Origin of the sequence: Asticcacaulis biprosthecium C19 (genome assembly GCF_000204015.1) — a bacterium.
GTDB classification, from domain to species: domain Bacteria; phylum Pseudomonadota; class Alphaproteobacteria; order Caulobacterales; family Caulobacteraceae; genus Asticcacaulis; species Asticcacaulis biprosthecius.
Genome location: NZ_GL883080.1, coordinates 350,938 through 367,773 on the forward strand (window position 1 = coordinate 350,938; position 16,836 = coordinate 367,773).

Genomic DNA, 16,836 nt, shown 5'->3' on the forward strand with positions numbered 1-16,836 from the left:
AGCCGCCGAAAGTTGTCAAGGTTTTGGTACTCAGTACTTGTACTCGAGCGAGACCATGAAGGTCTTCGGCGGGCCGTAGAAGGCCGTCACCGAATTCCCGAAGCCGTTGGCCGGGAAGTTGTAGCCGCCGACGCGGTATTCTTCGTCGGTCAGGTTGCGGCCATAGACGCCGACCTTGTAATGACCGCTTGGTGCCGTCCACGACGCGCCCAGGTCGTAGAGCCAGAAGGCGGGCTGATCCAGGGCGGGCAGGGCGAACTCGAACTGCTGCTGGCCTGAGCGGTAGGACGCTTGCGGCGCGATCACCAGTTGGCCGCCGGCGACCTGTGAACGCCACGTCAGGCCGAAGCTGTTGGTCCATTCCGGTGTATTCTGGAACTTGGCCGCCCCGGCAATGTTGGTGGTGACACCGGTGGTGACATTGTAGCTCAGGAACTCTTCGTATTCTGCGTCGATATAGCCGATCGTCGCCGACGCCGTCAGGTTGGGCGTAAAGCGGAAGGTGCCTTCGAACTCGGCGCCCTTCATATTGGCCTTGCCGGCGTTTTCGACCTGGGAAGCCACCGTGCTGCCGACCGTGGTCTGGCGGGTAATCTGCACGTCGGTATATTTCGACGAGAAGATATCCGCGGCGAAGTTCAGGCGGTCATCGAACATCGACCCCTTCAGGCCGATTTCCTGGGTGACGACATACTCCGGCTTGTAGCCATTGACGGTGTTGGGGGTCACCGAAGCGTCGCCGCGCATATCGAAGCCACCGGACTTGAAGCCGCTGGACACCGAGGCGTAGCCGGTCAGGTCGCCGGTGAAGTTGTAGGACACCGACACCCGCGGCGTGAAGGCCGAGAAGGTGCGGTCATTGGCATAGTTGGTCTTCAGGTCCGGGTTGGCGGTCAGGAAGGTGGTGCCGCCGAAGGCCGGGCTGCGCCGGCCGTAATAGTTGGCCTTGTAGACCGTGCCGGTCTTGTGGTCCTCGGTATAGCGGCCGCCGATCGAGAAGCTGAGCTTGTCATTGATCCGCACCGACGAGTCGAAGAAGGCGGCCCAGGATTGCGTGCGGACCTTGCCGGCGGTCAGCGCCGTCAGTCCGTTGGCGAACTTGGCGTAGATCGCGCCAAGGCCGGCATAGGCGTCATAGGTACCCAGACGGGTGTCGAAGGCGCCTTCAGCGGTGCTGTTGAGGTAGTAGAGGCCGGCCACCGTGCTCCAGTGCTCGCCGGAATAGAGGACCTGGAATTCCTGGCTGGCTTGGCTGTCGCCGTAATAGGCCTGGACGTCCAGAGCGTCGCGCGGCGTACCGTCGAAATCGATGACGGTATCGGTGCGGCCCTTGCGGACGGCCGTGATCGACTTGACGGTCCAGGTGTCATTGACACGGTATTCCAGCGTCGCCGAAGCACCGTCATTGACCACCTTATTGTCGTCGCCGATGCCGGCATAGGTGTCGTAGATGCTGTCGGTCGGCAAGCCGATATAGGCATTGGCGCCGGTATACAGGGTGCCACCGAAGGCGTTCTTGGCGACGGTTTCGCGGTGGCCGTGGCGCGGCGCCGAATTGTCAGTGTAGTTGTCGTAGTTGAAGCGGGCGGTGAAATCGTCGGTCGGAGTCCAGTCGGCGCTGAGGCGATAGGCCAGGACGTCCTTGTTGTAATGTTCGGCGCCGGTATTCAGGTTCTTGCCGTAGCCGTCATGCTTCAGGCTGGCCACCGCCGCCCCAACGGTCAGCGTGTCGCCCAGAGGCAGGGCGCCGGACAAGGTAAGATTCTGGTTGTTGTACGACCCCAGCACCGCCTTGGCGGTGAAAGCCGTCTCGTGTCCCAGCGGCTTTGTAACGTATTTGACGGCGCCACCGATCGTATTGCGGCCATACAGCGTGCCTTGCGGGCCGCGCAGCACTTCGATGCGCTGGATGTCGTAGATGTCGAGCACCGCGCCCTGGGGGCGGGCGATGTAGACGTCGTCGACATAGAGGCCGACGCCGGGCTCGAAGCCCCACAGCGGATCCTGCTGGCCGACGCCACGGATAAAGGCGATCAGGGTCGAGTTGGAACCGCGCGCCACCTGCAGCGTCAGGTTTGGGGTCTGTTGCTGCAGCGACGTGATGTCGGGCGCACCGGTCCGGCCAAGCTTTTCGGCAGAGAAGGACGACACAGCGATCGGCACCGCCTTCAGGGTTTCGTCGCGTCGGCGCGCGGTAACGACGACGGTGGTGCCGTCCTCGACCGGAGCGGCTTCTGGGGCAGCGTCCTGGGCAAAGGCCGGGGCAGCGAGCCCCATAGCCGTGACGGAAAGTGCCGCGCTGGTGATCAGCGCGCGCTTGAAGGCGGATTTCATGTGTAAAACACTCCCTGGAGTGAAGGTGGCCGATTTTTATAGTGGCGTTACAGCTGCAACGATGTCGAAAGGACGGCGGTCTGTAAAGGGTAAAAATCAACGCTCATTGAATTTTTATACGGTTGTTGAAATTCTGATGATTTTGCGCCACAGGCAGCGTTATCAGGGGTGGTCATGGCTGCTGCGCACCCTCGACTAACCGTTTAATTTATTCGGTTCTGGGACAATATCCTTTGACTCTGATAATTTGCAGAGTTTTGCAGTTGGGGGCCGGCGCAATGGAGCGCATGTCGCAAAAAGCAACACTCCGCCCGGCAGGTTGCGGGGCGGAGTGTGCAATTTTCGAGTATTTATATATAAGAAAGAGGCTAGAAGCGGAAGCCGAGGCTCGCCATGGCGATGTTACCTTTGGTCTTGATTTCGCCCGATGAAAAGGCGTCGGGTTCAAATTCGACATCGCTCAACTCGAACCGCTGCAGAGCAAAGCCCAGAGACCAACGGTCGGTGATCTGATAGTCGATGCCGACGCCCGCGGCATAACCATAGGCGGTCACCGAGCGCTTGGCGCCGGCACCATCTCCGGTTTCGGTGATCTTCAGGCGACCCGAAGCCGCGCCGACCTGCGCGTAGATCAGCGTATTGCCATTGATGACCGTGCCGACGCGGCCGCCGGCCGAGGCCAGCCAAGCCAGGTTGGTGTCGAAGCCATGATCCGTCGATATATTGACGCCTTCGCTATCGACCGTCGTCTTTTCGATGGTGGTGCCGCCCTCGGCATTGGTGCCGGTCCATGACGCATAGAGGCCGAACACGGTATCGCCGTCCTGCCAGTCGTGGCGCAGTTCGACGCCACCGACTTCGGCATCGGTTTCATAGCCTTCGATGTGATCGTCCCCGAAATCATCAAAACCGGAGGTAGGTTCGAGATCACCCCACAGATAGCCGGCGTGAACGCCGATACGGGTGCCCGACAAATCGTCGGCCATCGCAGGTGCTCCGGCCAAGGCCAGGGCGGACACGGAAACGGCCAGGGTCGAGAGGAAAACAGACTTGGTCTTAAACATGGAAGAAAACCCCGTAAGGAATCGGATAAAACGCGAGAGATAATACCGCCTATCCATACATCTGCCGCAGTTGCGGCGCAACCAGCCGGGGAAATATGACGCCGCAGGGCCGCCAGGTATTCGACAGCCTCATGAAGTCACAGTTGGCGGCGCGCCAAACCGTCGTTGCGTATCAGCAAGGTCTGCTGGAAAAGCTATGCCGTCACGCCCGGCGTCATGTCCCGTTCTACCGCGACACCGGTCGCCTGGAACCCCTGTTCGACGGCGACCGGTTCGACATGTCGCGATGGGAGCAGGTGCCGGTCCTGACGCGCGAAGAGGCTTACCTCAATCGCGATGGCCTGGTGTCCGAAGGCGTGCCGCGCTTCATGGCGCCGATTCAGCCGGGCCAGACGACGGGATCGACCGGAACGCCGCTGCCCTTTCTGCGCACCGCCCCCAGCCGCTACGTTTCGGAGGCGCTGACGGCGCGCGCCCTGGCTTGGCGCGGGTTGAGCGAACCCCGGCCCGCCGCGATCTCCAAGGCGGTGACGGGGGATGTCGCAGGCAAGGAAGCCGGGGCGCCGCTGACCGCCTCCGGTTCGGTACATTTTGTTGATTTCTTCCTGCCGCCCCGGGCGCAGTGTGCCGAGCTGATCCGCATCCGGCCGCGCCTGGTCATCTCCTATCCCAGCATCGTCCATAGCTGGATCCTGGCCGACGGCGGCGCCTGTCTGGAGGGCGTCGAGGCGATTCTGTTGACCGGGGAAACCTGCCGCGAAGAGACGGCCAGGGCCATCGCCGCGGCCTACGGGGGACACCTGATCAATCTCTATTCCTGTTCGGAGGCCGGCCCTATGGCCATTCAAGGGCCGAAGGGTGACCTCAAGGTGTGCGAAGAAAACCTCTGGCTGGAAGCGCCTCCGACCGTCACCCAGGCCAAGGCGAATCTCAGGCCGCATCCGGTGATCATTACGCCCTTCTATGCCTATGCCACGCCGCTGATCCGCTACGCGCCGGGGGACTATGCCATTTGGGGGAAGCCGGACAAGGCCACGCCGGGCCTGCGGGCGCTGGAGCGGATCACTGGGCGGCTGCGCAACATGTTCAAGCGGGCGGACGGCAGCCTGTTCTGGCCGAACCTGTCGGGCGTAAAACTGATGAAGATTGCCCCGCACACGCACCGCCAGCTAATCCAGGAGACGATCGGTCGCTTTGTCATCCGGGTCGTCTTCGATGCGCCTCCCACCGACGATCAGGTCCGCCAAATCCAGTCCCATGTCGCCGAGGTCACCGGCGCGACGGAGGTCGTGGTTGATGCCGTCTCGTCGATCGACGACGGCCGCACCAGCGGCAAGTCCTACGAAAACTTTATTTGCCTGATCTGACGACGGCGTTACAACCCGCCCGTACACTTTCACAGGAGACACTTATGATCCGTACCGCAAAAGCGCATTGGGCCGGCGACGGCAAGTCCGGCGAAGGCACGCTGACCACCCAGAGCGGCGTGCTCAACAGCCAGCCCTATTCCTTCAAGCTGCGTTTTGAAAACGCTGACGGTCAGGCCGGCACCAACCCGGAGGAGCTGATCGCCGCGGCCCATTCGGGCTGCTTCTCGATGGCGCTGGCCTTCGCCCTGGCCAATGCCGGTTTCACGGCGACCAGCATCGACACCGAGGCCAGCGTCGACCTGCAACCGGGTGAGGGCGGGTTCTCGATCACCGGCATCAAGCTGAAACTGACGGCGGTCATCCCGGGCATCTCCCAGGGCCAGTTCGACGAGATTGCCGCGGGCGCGAAGGCCGGCTGTCCGGTGTCGAAGGCCTTGTCGGCTGTACCGATCTCGCTGGAAGCGGTTCTGGCGTAGAGCGAAGAGAGGGGATCCACAGATTTCACAGATTAGCGGGATTTTCCTGCACTCCGGTCGAGTCAGGCCGATATCAAACGGCGCTTTGCGCCACATATCTTAATCCCTCTAATCTGTGGAATCTGTGGATCCCCTTTACGATCTTTTCCGCTTCGCGGCGGGTTTGAGTTCCATGCCCAAAAAAATTTTTGCGCCCTGTCGAAATAGGGCAAGGTCGTGCGTCGATGTCATGAGCCGCGCAAATGCGCTCACCCAGACAAGGAACCACGACCATGAAATACGCTCTGTTGATCTATGAACACGCCGAAGATTGGGACGCGTACCGTAATGATCCGGACTATGCCGCCGCCTGGCCGGCCTTCACGCAGACCCTCATCGACGCAGGCGTCATGGAAGGCGGAGCCGGGCTGCAGGGGCCGGAGACCGCCACCACCGTCCGCATCGGAGACGGTGACCACACCGTTCAGGACGGCCCCTTCGCGGAGATCCGCGAAATGCTGGGCGGCTTCTATCTCATCGACGTTCCCAGCCTGGATGAAGCCCTGAAATGGGCGGCGCGCGTGCCGGTCAAGTCCGGCTGCTGCGTCGAAGTCCGCCCGCAACTCGAGATGTAGGATGGACGCGCGTTCCGAAGCGGAAAAGGCCGCCAGAACGGCCTATGGCCGGCTGGTCGCCTATCTGGCTGCCCGAACGCGCGACATCGCGGCTGCCGAGGAGGCGCTGGCGGCCGCATTCCTGCGGGCCCTGGAGGTGTGGCCCGTCCGTGGCGTGCCCGAAAAACCGGAAGCCTGGCTTCTGGTCATCGCCCGCAATCGCCTGAAGGACACCTGGCGCCGCGCCAAGGTGCGCAGCGAAGCCGAAGCCACCGTGGAGCTTCTCATGCAGGAAAGGAACACCGACGACCCGGCTTTTCCCGACGACCGCCTGAAGCTGATGTTCGTCTGTACCCACCCGACAATCGATGAGACCATCCGAACGCCGCTGATGCTGCAAACCGTCCTGGGGCTGTCCGCCGAACGCATCGCCTCCAGCTTCCTGGTCAAGCCGTCGGCCATGGGCCAGCGCCTGAGCCGCGCCAAGACCAAGATCCGCGACGCTGGCATTGCCTTCGAAGTGCCCGATAGCGACGTCTACGCAACTCGTCTGCCAGCCTTGCTCAACGCCGTCTACGCCGCCTACGGCCTCGGATGGGTCGAATTCGACGGCGGAGAAGGCCGGAGCCTGGCCGACGAAGCCATCGATCTGGGTCTGGCCCTGCATAGCCTGGTGTCCCTGACGCCCGAGTTGAACGGCCTGCTGGCCCTGATGCTGTACTGCCAGGCGCGTAAGGCGGCCCATTTTGTCGGCCGCCGCTATGTTCGCCTCGGCGACCAGGATTTCGCCCTATGGGACTGGGGCCGGATCGAAACTGCCAACCGCATGCTTAATGCGGCGGGTACAAAACGCGCACCGGGGCGGTTTCAACTCGAAGCCCTGATCCAATCGGTTCATGTCCGCAGCGCGGTGGCGCGCGGTTCGGACTGGAAAGGGGTTATATGTCTGTACGAGGCCCTGCTGAAGATCGCACCGTCGTTGGCGGCAAGGACCAACTATGCCGTCGCCCTGACCGAGGACGGCCGGGCCCCCGATGGCCTGGCCGTGCTGGACGCTCTGGATACGGTGCGGCTGAACGACTATCAGCCGTGGTGGGTCGCGCGCGGCCATATACTGAAAACGCTCGGCCGGCCGGATGAGGCGCGGGCGGCCTATGAACGCGCGGTGGGCCTTAGTCAGCACGAAGCCCAGCGCGAGTTTCTGCGCGAACGATTGGCGGAAATCTAATCCGCCAGGTCGCAGGCCGGGTCTTTCAAAGTCCCGGTATACAGCCGATAGCTCGATTTCTTGCCCGGTTTCTGGGTCCGCGATGCCGTGCCGGCGTCCCGTACATCGGCAAAACACTTGCCCACCACCAGCGGACGGTCGGCGGCGACCACGATCAGGGCCAGGCCCTGCGGCGGGACGCCCTGCCAGGGATAGCGCTCGCGTTCGGCCATGGCGTAAAGGATGTAGCTGTCCGAGACATTGGGTTGTCCAGAGTGATAACTCAATTCACCATGGCTGTTATAGTCGGTACTGGCCACCCATTGCGGATCGCCGGGAGCCTGGTTGTAGGTGATGGCGGAGTTCAACTGATTCCAGCCTTCGGACAGACCACCCATGCCCGGCAGTTTTGGCGTCAATGTCAGGAACAGCAGCACCGCCGTGCTCAGCCCGATTCCCAGCGGCGCTGCCAGCCAGCGTGCGCGGTTCCAGCCCTTACCCTCGATACCCTCGGCCACGACCGCGCCCAGCAAGACAAGACCGGGAAACACCGGCGCTGTCCAATTGCCCTGGATGCGGTCGTGGAAGACATGGACCAGCAGATAGGCGAACAAGGGCAGGGGGAGGGCGACCAGAAGTTTCAGCCGCGACTCGCTGTTCTGGAAGGCCGCCAGAACGCCCAGGGCTGTGAACACGAAGATCAGCGGATTGAGCAGAAGGGGCTGGGACAGGACGAATTCGATCAGGAACTTCAGCGTAAAATCCTGGGCACCGATACGGCCAAACTGCTTTTCGACGGTCGCCCAGTCGTGGTTCAGATTCCACATCAGGTTCGGTGCCATGGCCGCCAGAGCCACAAGGCCACCCAGATACGGCCACGGCGTCAGCAGCCACCGCCGCGCCGGCTTGTCCATCATCATCCAGGCAGCGACGCCCAACCCTAAGAACAGGTTGGTATATTTGGCCTCGACGCCCAAACCGGCGAACAGCCCGAAGGCCAGCCACCACCACCCCTTGTTGGATGCCAAAAGCCGCGCCAGGGCCCACAAGCCGCCCGCCCACATCAGCACCGACGGGGGGTCGGGTGTGGCCACGACTGACCCGATACTGAGCAAGAGACAGGCATTCAGCCAAAGCACCGTCCGCCGCGCGATCGCCTCGTCGAACAGAACGCGCGCGGCGTCGTACATCAGCCAGCTTAGCCCTAAGAAACTCGCCACAAAGCTCAATCGCACGAACAGTTCGCTGTCGGACAGGAAGGTGGTGGTCACGATCCACCACGCCACCATCGGCGGATGATCGTAATAGCCGAAGTCGGGATGCTGCGCCCACAGCCAATAATAGGCCTCGTCCGGCACCAACTCGACCTGCGATGCGGTCACAAGCCGCAATACCGTCATGCCGATGACGACGGCGGTCAGCCAGGGGTACTGTTTCAAGCGCGCGAGCATGCCCCCTCTATTGGCTGCATTTTCACCCGGCGGCAAGGCGTCACACGGTCAGTGTTGCCAAAACCCCGTCCATCAACCCAGGCATCTCGGGATCGAAATTGCCCTGCCGCGCCAGGGTCGTGAACCCATGGACCAGCGACCAGGCCGCAACCGCGCGGACGTCGATGCCCGGTTTGGCGGCATCACATAACTGCTCCGCTAACACCCCGACACCGGTGATCGCCTCGTGCAACAGCGAAAAGGCCCCGACACTGGCTGACAAATAGGCCGGGTCAGCGCGATTGAGCGCCTCACACCGCCACATCAGATCGAACCGCGCCGGGTGAGCGACACCGAAACGGATATAGGCCCGCGCCTGGGCGCGGATCCGTGCCACGCGGTCATCGCCGCCTTCCGCATTGGCTGCACGCAAGGCCTGCTGCAGGTCCAGGAATCCGCCGGTCGCCACCGCGGTCAGCAGGCCGCGAGCATCGCCGAAATGATGCGCCGGCGCCGCCGGAGATACACCCGCCCGCCGCGCCGCTTCGCGCATCGAAAACCCCTCCAGGCCACGTTCGGTCAGGATCTGTTCGGTAGCGCCGATCAGCGCCTGACGCAGGTCGCCGTGGTGATAGGACTTGGATTCGGATTTCATTTTAACAGTGTTAAGATTTAACTTGACGGCGTTCAGATTGCGCGTTAGTTCAATCTATACAGTGATAAAATGCCATGCGCAATCCACGAAAGGACGCCTCATGTCAGAAACGATTTTCAATCTCGGCAACCTGCTGGCCATGGCCGGCTGGCTGACCCTCTTGGCAGGGCTGGCGATACGGCCGTTTCGTCCGCGATCGATCGGCCTGGTAAGGCTGGTCGCAGCCCTGGTGTTCGGCGCGGCCTATATCGGCCTGCTGGTGGCCGGCCGCGAAGCTTTCGGCGAGGGCGGCTTTTCGTCGATCGCCGCAGTACGCGCTCTGTTCGCCAATGATTACGCCTTGACGGCGGGATGGCTGCACTACCTGGCCTTCGATCTGTTCGTCGGCGCCTGGATCGTCGAAGACAGTGGCCGGCGCGGCATCCCTGGCTGGCTGATCGTGCCGTGCCTGGGCCTGACCTTCATGTTCGGCCCGGCCGGTCTGTTGCTTTACGCTGTTCTGAGCCTCTTCGCCCCGGAAAAGAAGGCCGCCTGACATGACCCCTCTGCAAAAAAAACTCACGTCTACAGCCGTCGCCCTCAGCGCCTGTTTCGTCGCCATGTCGGTCGCCCAGGCCTTCGATCATCGCCTGCTGGACGGCGTCAATCTCTGGGTCAAACCGGCCAAGTTCGCCCTGTCCCTGGCGGTTCTTGCCGCGACCCAGGCCATCTATCTCCACTTCACGCGGCCGGAGCGCCAGTCACTCTGGCATATGGCCTTCGTCCGCTGGGGCCTGATCGTGCCGGCGATCTTCGAACTCGGCTATATCAGCTTCCAGGCCGCCTTGGGCCAACCGTCGCACTTTTTTGTCTCCGACGCCTTCCATGGGCTGATGTATACGCTGATGGGGGTAGCGGCGGTGATCATCCTCTTCACCTTGTTGCCGGTCGCATATGAGATCGCCCGCCACCCGGTCGCCGGAACGCGCAGCGACCTGCGCTTCGCCCTGGTGGCCGCGCCGATCCTTACGGTGGTCCTGGTCATGGCCACCGCCGGGTATATGTCGATGCAGCAAGGCCATGCCGTCGGCACCGAAGGCGGCCACTTTCCGCTGTTTGGCTGGAACCGCATTGGTGGCGACCTGCGGGTGTCGCATTTCTTCAGCCTGCACATCCATCAGGCACTGCCGCTCCTGGCGCTGCTGGTGAGCGGCCTCCCGCGGGCGTTATGTTGGGGCGCCGTGGTCGCCGGCACGGTCGCCTATGCGGCCCTGTGCCTCTGGACCTTTACCGAAGCCCTGGCTGGGCTGCCTTTCCTGCCGGGGCTGTTCTCATAGCTTGAGGAACCACTTGTTGCGCCAGCATACCCACAGCGGCAGGAAGATCGCTGTCACCATGGTCAGGGCGAAACACAGCGAGGCCAGTCTCGGCTCGAACGCCTGGGCAAACAGCGCTTGACCGGCGGCGCGGATCGACGCCGCCGGCGGCTTCAGCCAGACCAGGTCGATCAGCGGCGCCACCAGGAAGCTCAGCATATAGGCCAGCAGCGGATTGGAACCATAGACCTGGGCCGGATAGAAGGCCGGGGCTGAGTTCCACCGTTCGACCAGCAGGGTGAGGGCGCCCAGCGAAACAAGCGAAAATCCGATGGTGAACAGGGCGAAGGTCGCAGTCCAGATGTGCTTGATGATCGGAATAGTCGTGTGAAGTCCGACGGCGGCCGCCATGAGAAGGCCCCCGGCGACCAGCATCTTGAGGATCGGCGCCGTGATACCGGTGAGGCGGGCGTGGCCGACCAGGGCGCCAAACAGCACATTGGCGCACACCGGCCAGGTGCTGAGCAGGCCGTCGGGATCGAACACTACCTTACCGTCGACCGGCCACCACGGGAACATGTGATCCGTTGTCAGGACCAGCCGGTCGACATAGGCCGGCCAGCTTCCAACCGGATCGAAGCGCGGCGCTCCGAAGCCTGGCACGGGCACGAACATCAACAGGGCGGTCCACGACAGCAGGACGAAAGTCCATGCGATCCACCCCGCCTTGGCATTTAACCGGAAACCACCCTCGCGACGGGCGGTGAACAAGACGAACAAAGCCACCGCGCCGTAACAGACGCCGATCCGCTGCAGGACCCCCGGAATGCGCATATGCGCCCAGTCAAAGGCCGGATAGGCGTTGAGAAACAGGCCCAGCAGCACCAGGATGCCGGCGCGATTCAGGATATGTTTCGCCAGTTGGCCATTGCTTTCGCCGGCTTCGATCCGCCGCCGCAAGGACAGCGGAATGGCGACGCCAATGCAGAACAGGAAGACCGGCGCTACCATATCGATGAAAGTGGCGCCTTCCCATTTGGCGTGGAGCACCCAGCCATACTGCTCAGACCACGAACCTGGGTTGAGGTTCAGCAGCATAAAGATGATGGACAGACCGCGCAGGATATCCAGCGCCAGCCAGCGATTACCTTGAGTCATTTCGCCCCCCACTTCAGGTCTATTGGCCCACAAGCATTGCGATCGCCTTATCGATACGGCGGGCGCGGGTTTCGGGTGTCTTGGCGTCCTCGATCGCGCGGACATGTTCCTTGCGGTGGGAGAAGGCCAGCTTGTCGAACGCCTCGTCGACCCCGGCGGCATCCAGCGCCGCCTGAAAGTCGTCGGGGATTTCCACCACCCGCGGCGCGCTGTCCAGTTCGATATCAACTTCGATGGCGTCACCGCCCTGGATGCCCGAAGCCGCGCGATGTTCTGAGGCAAAGGGGATCATGTACTGTCCGCCCATGACAGCGACGGTGGTGCGGTAGGCATAGCCGTTGACCGTCACAGTCACGGGCGGCTTCTTGCCGGCGCCCAGCGACTCGACGACCTCGGCCGGGACGATGATGCCGGTGACCGATCGGCCCTCTGGCTGGTGTAGCGTAGTATTGAACTTCATCGCGCGGCCTCCTTGGGTGAGCTTATATCCGTTGGGCGCGGATGGGAATTGCCGGCCTTGCACATTGGATACAGTCCGGCCATAATTCGGTTGCAGATCCGGTCCATGGTGACCGGATCGGAGGTCCTTTCCATGCGTGCGTCCCGTTTCGTTCTTGCCCTTGGCCTGATGATGGCCCTTCCGTGCGCCGCTTTGGCGCAGGCCAGTGACGAGGTGGTGGCTGCCAAGGCCCGCACCAAATTGCCGACCCAGGCCGAAATCGCCGCCTCCGGAGCGGACGATACCATCGCCAAGCCGGTCACGACCGACGATCAGATCATCGCCTGGCTCAACAACGCCCCAAAGATCGAGCGCGAAGGCCGCGGCGATGGCCTGTGGAGCGACCGTGATGGTGAGGGTAAACGCAAGATCCACGGCGGTGCCGGGGTCAGCATCGGCACCGGCGGTTACCGCAGCGGCTATGTCTACACCTTGATCCCGGTTGGCGACGACGGCCTACTGGGCCTGTCCTACAGCCAGACCGATTACGGAACGAACGGTAACTGGGGCTACGGCTACGACGACTATCCCGGATACGGCTATCCCGGTGCGTACGGGCATCGCTATGGCCGCGGCGGTGCCACTTCGCAGTCGTTTGGCCTGTCACTGGACATGTCCGACGGGGCCCGTGACGCTTCGGGCACCCCACGAGACTGCGCGCCGGGCTTCCGTGTCGCCGGCGCCTACACCGAACCGCTTTGGGTGCGCAATCTGCGCGCGGACGGCGGTTGCCTGCCAGGCGATTGAGCCGGACGCGCGCCCCCCCCCCCTGACGCCCGGTACCCGCTGTCTCCACAGCCATAGGCGCAATCAGGACGTGCCGAGGCGCTCGCGTAGTTCGGCTTCCTTGGCCAGTATCTCGCCGGTCGGGTCCTGTTCGGCGAAGTCCTCGGAGTCGAAGACGGGGCGAATCTCGATCACGCTATCGGTCAGCATCGGGTTGGGGCAACGCTTGACCCAGTCGATGGCGTCCTGAAGGTCGCGAACCTTCCACAGCCAGAAGCCGGCGATCAGTTCCTTGGTCTCGGCAAACGGGCCATCGGTGACCAGACGTTTGTCGCCGGAAAACAGGACGCGGGCGCCTTCCTTCGACGGCTTCAGGCCTTCGCCGGCCAGCATGATGCCGGCGTCGACAAGATCTTCATTGTACTTGCCCATAGCCATCAGCAGCTCAGTGGTGGGCATGACAGCGGCTTCGGAATCGGCCGTCGCCTTAACAATCACCATGACTTTCATAGGTTACTCTCCATCTGGTCTTGCCCGGCGACACCATGTCATCGCGGCCGGTTCTGTCAACATGACGAACGGTCATGGCGCGATCCTACATCCGGACGAATATTTTTTTGCAATGGCGCGAACCCAGTTATCACACGGTCGTGACTGTCCTAAGACTTTATTCAGCATAAATGTTAACCCGCTGTCAGACTCGGGCTGGGCAAGCTCCCCCGGGTCGAATTCTGCGGGGATACCATGGCGGACGAAATTCCAGATGTCATCACGACGGGAGAGGCCGAAACGGCGCCGGCGCCCGAAGCCAGGTCTACACGCCGTAAACGCGACAAGATCTTTACCGGGCTGGGCGTCACGGCCTCGGCGGCACTGCTGGCGGCCTGCGGCGGCAGCAGCGGGGGCGCCGGCGGTGGCAGCGCGGCCGGGAGTTCGGCAGCAGGTGGCAACTCCATCCTCAATGCTATTGGTCTCGGCGGCCTGGGCGGACCCACTGGCGCCTTGCAGGCGCCAACCGAAAACGAAGCTGCGCGCTTCCTCAGCCACGCCACCTTCGGTCCGACCATGGCCGAGATCCGGCAAGTCCAGTCGCTTGGCTACGACGGTTGGCTGAACCAGCAATTCATCGCACCGCGCCGCGATACCCATTTCGGCTATGTCACGCGCGGCGGACCGCTGAACTGCGGCACCTGCGATCGGATGTATGTCAACGCCTTCCTGGAAAGCCTGTGGCAGCAGGTGGCCGAGGACGCTGACTCCCTGCGCCAGCGCATTGCCTTCACCCTTACCGAGCTCTTTGTCGTCTCCGAGGTCAACAGCCCGCTGGAAGGTAATGCCCACGCCCTGGCCAGCTATCTCGACATGCTGGCTGACCGCTGTTTTGGCAATTTCCGCCAGCTTCTGGAGGGCGTCGCCCTGCACCCGGCCATGGGGCATTACCTGTCGCATATCCGCAATGAGAAGGAAGACGCTACGACCGGCCGCATTCCGGACGAGAACTTTGCCCGCGAAGTCATGCAGTTGTTCACCATCGGGCTGTGGGAGCTGAACGTGGACGGCACCCGGCGCAAATCGACCCTCGGCAAGGATATCCCGACCTACACCCAGAAGGACATCTCCGGCATGGCCAAGGTGTTCACCGGCTGGAGCTGGGGCGGGCCGGACGACAATATCCACCGCTGGTACGGCTGGCCGATCGATGAGGTCGAGACCGTACGCTGGGATCTGCCGATGCGGCACTACCAGCAGTTCGCCTCGGTCAGCGAAAAGCGTATCATCCGTAAGGTGGTCATACCCGCCAACACCGGCGCCGTCGACACGATGCGGATCGCGCTGGACACCCTGTTCAACCATCCAAATGTCGGGCCCTTCATCGGCAAGCAACTGATCCAGCGGCTTGTCACCTCCAACCCGTCGCCGGAATATGTCAGCCGGGTGGCAAAGAAGTTCAACAACAATGGCGAGGGCGTGCGCGGTGATATGCGCGCGGTTATTCGTGCCATCCTGACCGATATGGAGGCGACCAGCGAGACCTCGATGATGTCCGACCGTAGTGGCAAGATCCGTGAGCCGATCATTCGCTTCGGCAGCTGGCTGCGGGCCTTCGGCGCCCGCTCGACCACCGGCATCTACCCCATCTGGAACCTCGAAGACACGGTGTGGAGCATCGGCCAGAACCCGCTGCGCGCGCCATCGGTGTTCAACTGGTTCCGGCCGGACTATGCTCCCCAGGGCGAGATCGCCGACGCCGGCCTGGTGGCACCGGAATTCCAGATCGCCCATGAAACGACCGTGACCGGATGGGCCAATTTCGCCTTTTCGACCGCCTTCTACGGCCATGGCTGGGACGAGAACCGCATCTCCGCCAGCTATGCCGAGGAACTGCCCTTGGCCGATGATCCGCCGCGCCTGGTTGACCGGGTCAACCTGCTGCTGACCGGCCGTCAGCTGGACCGCGAATCTCACACCCTGATCCTGGAAGCCGTCGAAAGCTTTCCTCTGGACGCCGAGAACGGCCGCTATATCCGGTGCGCCCTGTGCGTTGCCATGACCATGATTTCCCCGCAATTCCAGATGCAGAGATAGGCAGATGAGCGACGACACGCACGATAAGCCCGTGGCAGCGCCTGCCATCCACAAGGGGATCAGCCGGCGCCTGGCCATGCAGATGGCGGGAGCCGCCGGCGGTTCCGCCTTCCTGACGCAACTGGCCGCAGCCGGCGGCGCGGCGGCCCAGACGGCCAATGACTACAAGGCCCTGGTCTGCGTATTCCTGTATGGCGGCAACGACCAGTCGAACACGATCATACCCTACGAGACCAATGCCTATGCCCGCTACCAACTGGCGCGGCCAACCCTCGCCATTCCGCGTAACACCCTGTTGCCCATCAACCCGGTCGGCTATACCGGTCCGGCCCTCGCCATGTCGCCGCATCTGCGCGGTATCCGCTCGCTCTACGGTCAGGGCCGGGCAACCATCGTCGCCAATGTCGGGACCCTGGCCTATCCGGTGACCCGGGCACAATACGAAGGCAACAGCCGGCCCTTGCCGTTTCAGCTGTTTTCGCACTCCGACCAGACCGGGCAGTGGCAGAGCGGTCTGCCCGACAAGACGTCGCGCACCGGCTGGCTGGGGCGTATCGGCGATATGATGGCGGCGGGTTTCAACTCGCCCAATGCCATTTCCATCGCCATGTCGATCGCGGGCAATAACGCCATCCAGACCGGCGCCTCAACCATCCAGTACCAGATCACGCCCTGGGGGCCGATCCGGGTCGATCCGATCAACAGCTGGGGACCGTTGTGGCAGGCGCCGCAGGCGACCGAGAACATCCGCTCCATGCTGCTGCGTCAGAATGGACATATGATCTCGCGCGGATTCTCGGCCATCTATAACCGCGCCGTCGAGTCGGAACAGAAGCTCTCGCGGGCGCTGAATTCGGCGCCGACGCTGACCACGGTGTTCCCCAACAACTACCTCGGCGCCCAGGCGCGTATGGTGGCGCGGCTGATCTCCATCCAGCAACAACTGGGCCAGCGCCGTCAGATCTATTTCATCGCTGCCGGCGGCTATGACTTCCACGACAACCTGTTGACCGAGCAGGGCGAGCGGCTGACCGAACTGGATGGCGCCCTGACGTCGCTTTACAACGCGACCGTGGAACTGGGGATGGCGTCGAACGTGACGACCTTTACGGCGTCCGATTTCGGCCGGGCGCTTCAGCATAACGGTCGTGGCAGCGACCACGGCTGGGGCGCGCACCACTTTGTCATCGGCGGCGCGGTGCGTGGCCGGCGGATTGCGGGCAAGATGCCGACCGTGGATCTGGATACGGACACCGATGCCGGGCAGGGGCGGCTGATCCCGACAACGTCGGTGGATCAGTATGCGGCGACCCTGGCGCGGTGGTTCGGCGTCCCAGCCAGCGAGCTGTCGACCATCATGCCGAACATCGGCCGGTTCTCGAACTCGAACCTCGGTTTTATGGTTTAGAAAAGGCCGCCAAATTTTACCTCTCGCCGCCTACG

General features: G+C 62.8%; 17 protein-coding genes. 10 read left to right on the forward strand and 7 right to left on the reverse strand.

Features of this window, described 5'->3' with window-relative positions; all coding sequences use genetic code 11:
* Window positions 1-30: 30 nt before the first annotated feature.
* Entirely contained in the window at window positions 31-2,334 is a 2,304-nt protein-coding gene (locus ABI_RS20125) for a TonB-dependent receptor (protein ID WP_006274911.1), read from the reverse strand.
* Between ABI_RS20125 and ABI_RS25425 the strand changes: the two genes are divergently transcribed.
* Window positions 2,333-2,533 carry a hypothetical protein gene (locus ABI_RS25425; protein ID WP_157139030.1) on the forward strand — a complete coding sequence of 67 codons (201 nt, stop codon included), beginning with the start codon at window positions 2,333-2,335 and terminating at the stop codon, window positions 2,531-2,533. The two genes, ABI_RS20125 and ABI_RS25425, sit on opposite strands and share 2 nt — an antisense overlap.
* Before the next feature lie 169 nt (window positions 2,534-2,702).
* Here the strand turns inward: ABI_RS25425 and ABI_RS20130 are convergent, their stop codons facing one another.
* A complete protein-coding gene (locus tag ABI_RS20130; RefSeq protein ID WP_006274913.1) occupies window positions 2,703-3,398 on the reverse strand; it encodes an outer membrane protein in 696 nt (231 codons plus the stop codon).
* 131 nt (window positions 3,399-3,529) lie between these two features.
* Between ABI_RS20130 and ABI_RS20135 the strand changes: the two genes are divergently transcribed.
* The 4 genes from ABI_RS20135 to ABI_RS20150 all read left to right on the forward strand — a co-directional run bounded on the left by ABI_RS20135 (window position 3,530) and on the right by ABI_RS20150 (window position 7,065).
* Window positions 3,530-4,765 carry a phenylacetate--CoA ligase family protein gene (locus ABI_RS20135; protein ID WP_157139031.1) on the forward strand — a complete coding sequence of 412 codons (1,236 nt, stop codon included), beginning with the start codon at window positions 3,530-3,532 and terminating at the stop codon, window positions 4,763-4,765.
* 44 nt (window positions 4,766-4,809) lie between these two features.
* Window positions 4,810-5,244 (forward strand): OsmC family protein, encoded by a 435-nt coding sequence (locus ABI_RS20140; RefSeq protein ID WP_006274915.1) that lies wholly within the window; start codon window positions 4,810-4,812, stop codon window positions 5,242-5,244.
* A gap of 272 nt (window positions 5,245-5,516) precedes the next feature.
* Window positions 5,517-5,858, forward strand: coding sequence for a YciI family protein (locus ABI_RS20145; RefSeq protein WP_006274916.1), 342 nt, complete (start codon window positions 5,517-5,519; stop codon window positions 5,856-5,858).
* Between the two features lies 1 nt (window position 5,859).
* Window positions 5,860-7,065: an RNA polymerase sigma factor gene (locus ABI_RS20150; protein WP_006274917.1), complete on the forward strand. Its 1,206-nt coding sequence runs from the start codon at window positions 5,860-5,862 to the stop codon at window positions 7,063-7,065.
* On the opposite strand, the gene ABI_RS20155 is transcribed toward ABI_RS20150, so the two are convergent.
* Window positions 7,062-8,495, reverse strand: coding sequence for a glycosyltransferase family 39 protein (locus tag ABI_RS20155; RefSeq protein WP_083811580.1), 1,434 nt, complete (start codon window positions 8,493-8,495; stop codon window positions 7,062-7,064). The genes ABI_RS20150 and ABI_RS20155 overlap by 4 nt on opposite strands.
* 40 nt (window positions 8,496-8,535) lie before the next feature.
* Window positions 8,536-9,129, reverse strand: a complete 594-nt coding sequence (locus ABI_RS20160; RefSeq protein ID WP_006274919.1) for a TetR/AcrR family transcriptional regulator — start codon at window positions 9,127-9,129, stop codon at window positions 8,536-8,538.
* Between the two features lie 100 nt (window positions 9,130-9,229).
* Here ABI_RS20160 and ABI_RS20165 point away from each other — a divergent pair, with 100 nt between their 5' ends.
* On the forward strand, window positions 9,230-9,664 hold the full coding sequence (locus tag ABI_RS20165; protein ID WP_006274920.1) for an ABA4-like family protein: 435 nt from the start codon (window positions 9,230-9,232) through the stop codon (window positions 9,662-9,664).
* Window position 9,665: 1 nt separating this feature from the next.
* A complete protein-coding gene (locus ABI_RS20170) occupies window positions 9,666-10,445 on the forward strand; it encodes a hypothetical protein (RefSeq protein WP_006274921.1) in 780 nt (259 codons plus the stop codon).
* Here ABI_RS20170 and ABI_RS20175 read toward each other — a convergent pair.
* Both ABI_RS20175 and ABI_RS20180 read right to left on the reverse strand, forming a co-directional pair.
* Window positions 10,440-11,582 carry an acyltransferase family protein gene (locus ABI_RS20175; RefSeq protein ID WP_157139032.1) on the reverse strand — a complete coding sequence of 381 codons (1,143 nt, stop codon included), beginning with the start codon at window positions 11,580-11,582 and terminating at the stop codon, window positions 10,440-10,442. The two genes, ABI_RS20170 and ABI_RS20175, sit on opposite strands and share 6 nt — an antisense overlap.
* Before the next feature lie 19 nt (window positions 11,583-11,601).
* Window positions 11,602-12,042, reverse strand: coding sequence for a YdeI/OmpD-associated family protein (locus ABI_RS20180; protein WP_006274923.1), 441 nt, complete (start codon window positions 12,040-12,042; stop codon window positions 11,602-11,604).
* 132 nt (window positions 12,043-12,174) lie between these two features.
* Here ABI_RS20180 and ABI_RS20185 point away from each other — a divergent pair, with 132 nt between their 5' ends.
* Window positions 12,175-12,828, forward strand: a complete 654-nt coding sequence (locus tag ABI_RS20185) for a hypothetical protein (RefSeq protein WP_006274925.1) — start codon at window positions 12,175-12,177, stop codon at window positions 12,826-12,828.
* 63 nt (window positions 12,829-12,891) lie between these two features.
* On the opposite strand, the gene ABI_RS20190 is transcribed toward ABI_RS20185, so the two are convergent.
* Window positions 12,892-13,317, reverse strand: a complete 426-nt coding sequence (locus ABI_RS20190) for a YciI family protein (RefSeq protein WP_006274926.1) — start codon at window positions 13,315-13,317, stop codon at window positions 12,892-12,894.
* A 234-nt stretch (window positions 13,318-13,551) separates the two neighbouring features.
* On the opposite strand from ABI_RS20190, the gene ABI_RS20195 reads away from it, so the two are divergent.
* Complete coding sequence (locus ABI_RS20195; protein ID WP_006274927.1) at window positions 13,552-15,393, forward strand: DUF1800 domain-containing protein; 1,842 nt, start codon at window positions 13,552-13,554, stop codon at window positions 15,391-15,393.
* 4 nt (window positions 15,394-15,397) lie between these two features.
* Window positions 15,398-16,801, forward strand: coding sequence for a DUF1501 domain-containing protein (locus tag ABI_RS20200; RefSeq protein WP_050808372.1), 1,404 nt, complete (start codon window positions 15,398-15,400; stop codon window positions 16,799-16,801).
* Window positions 16,802-16,836: the final 35 nt, after the last annotated feature.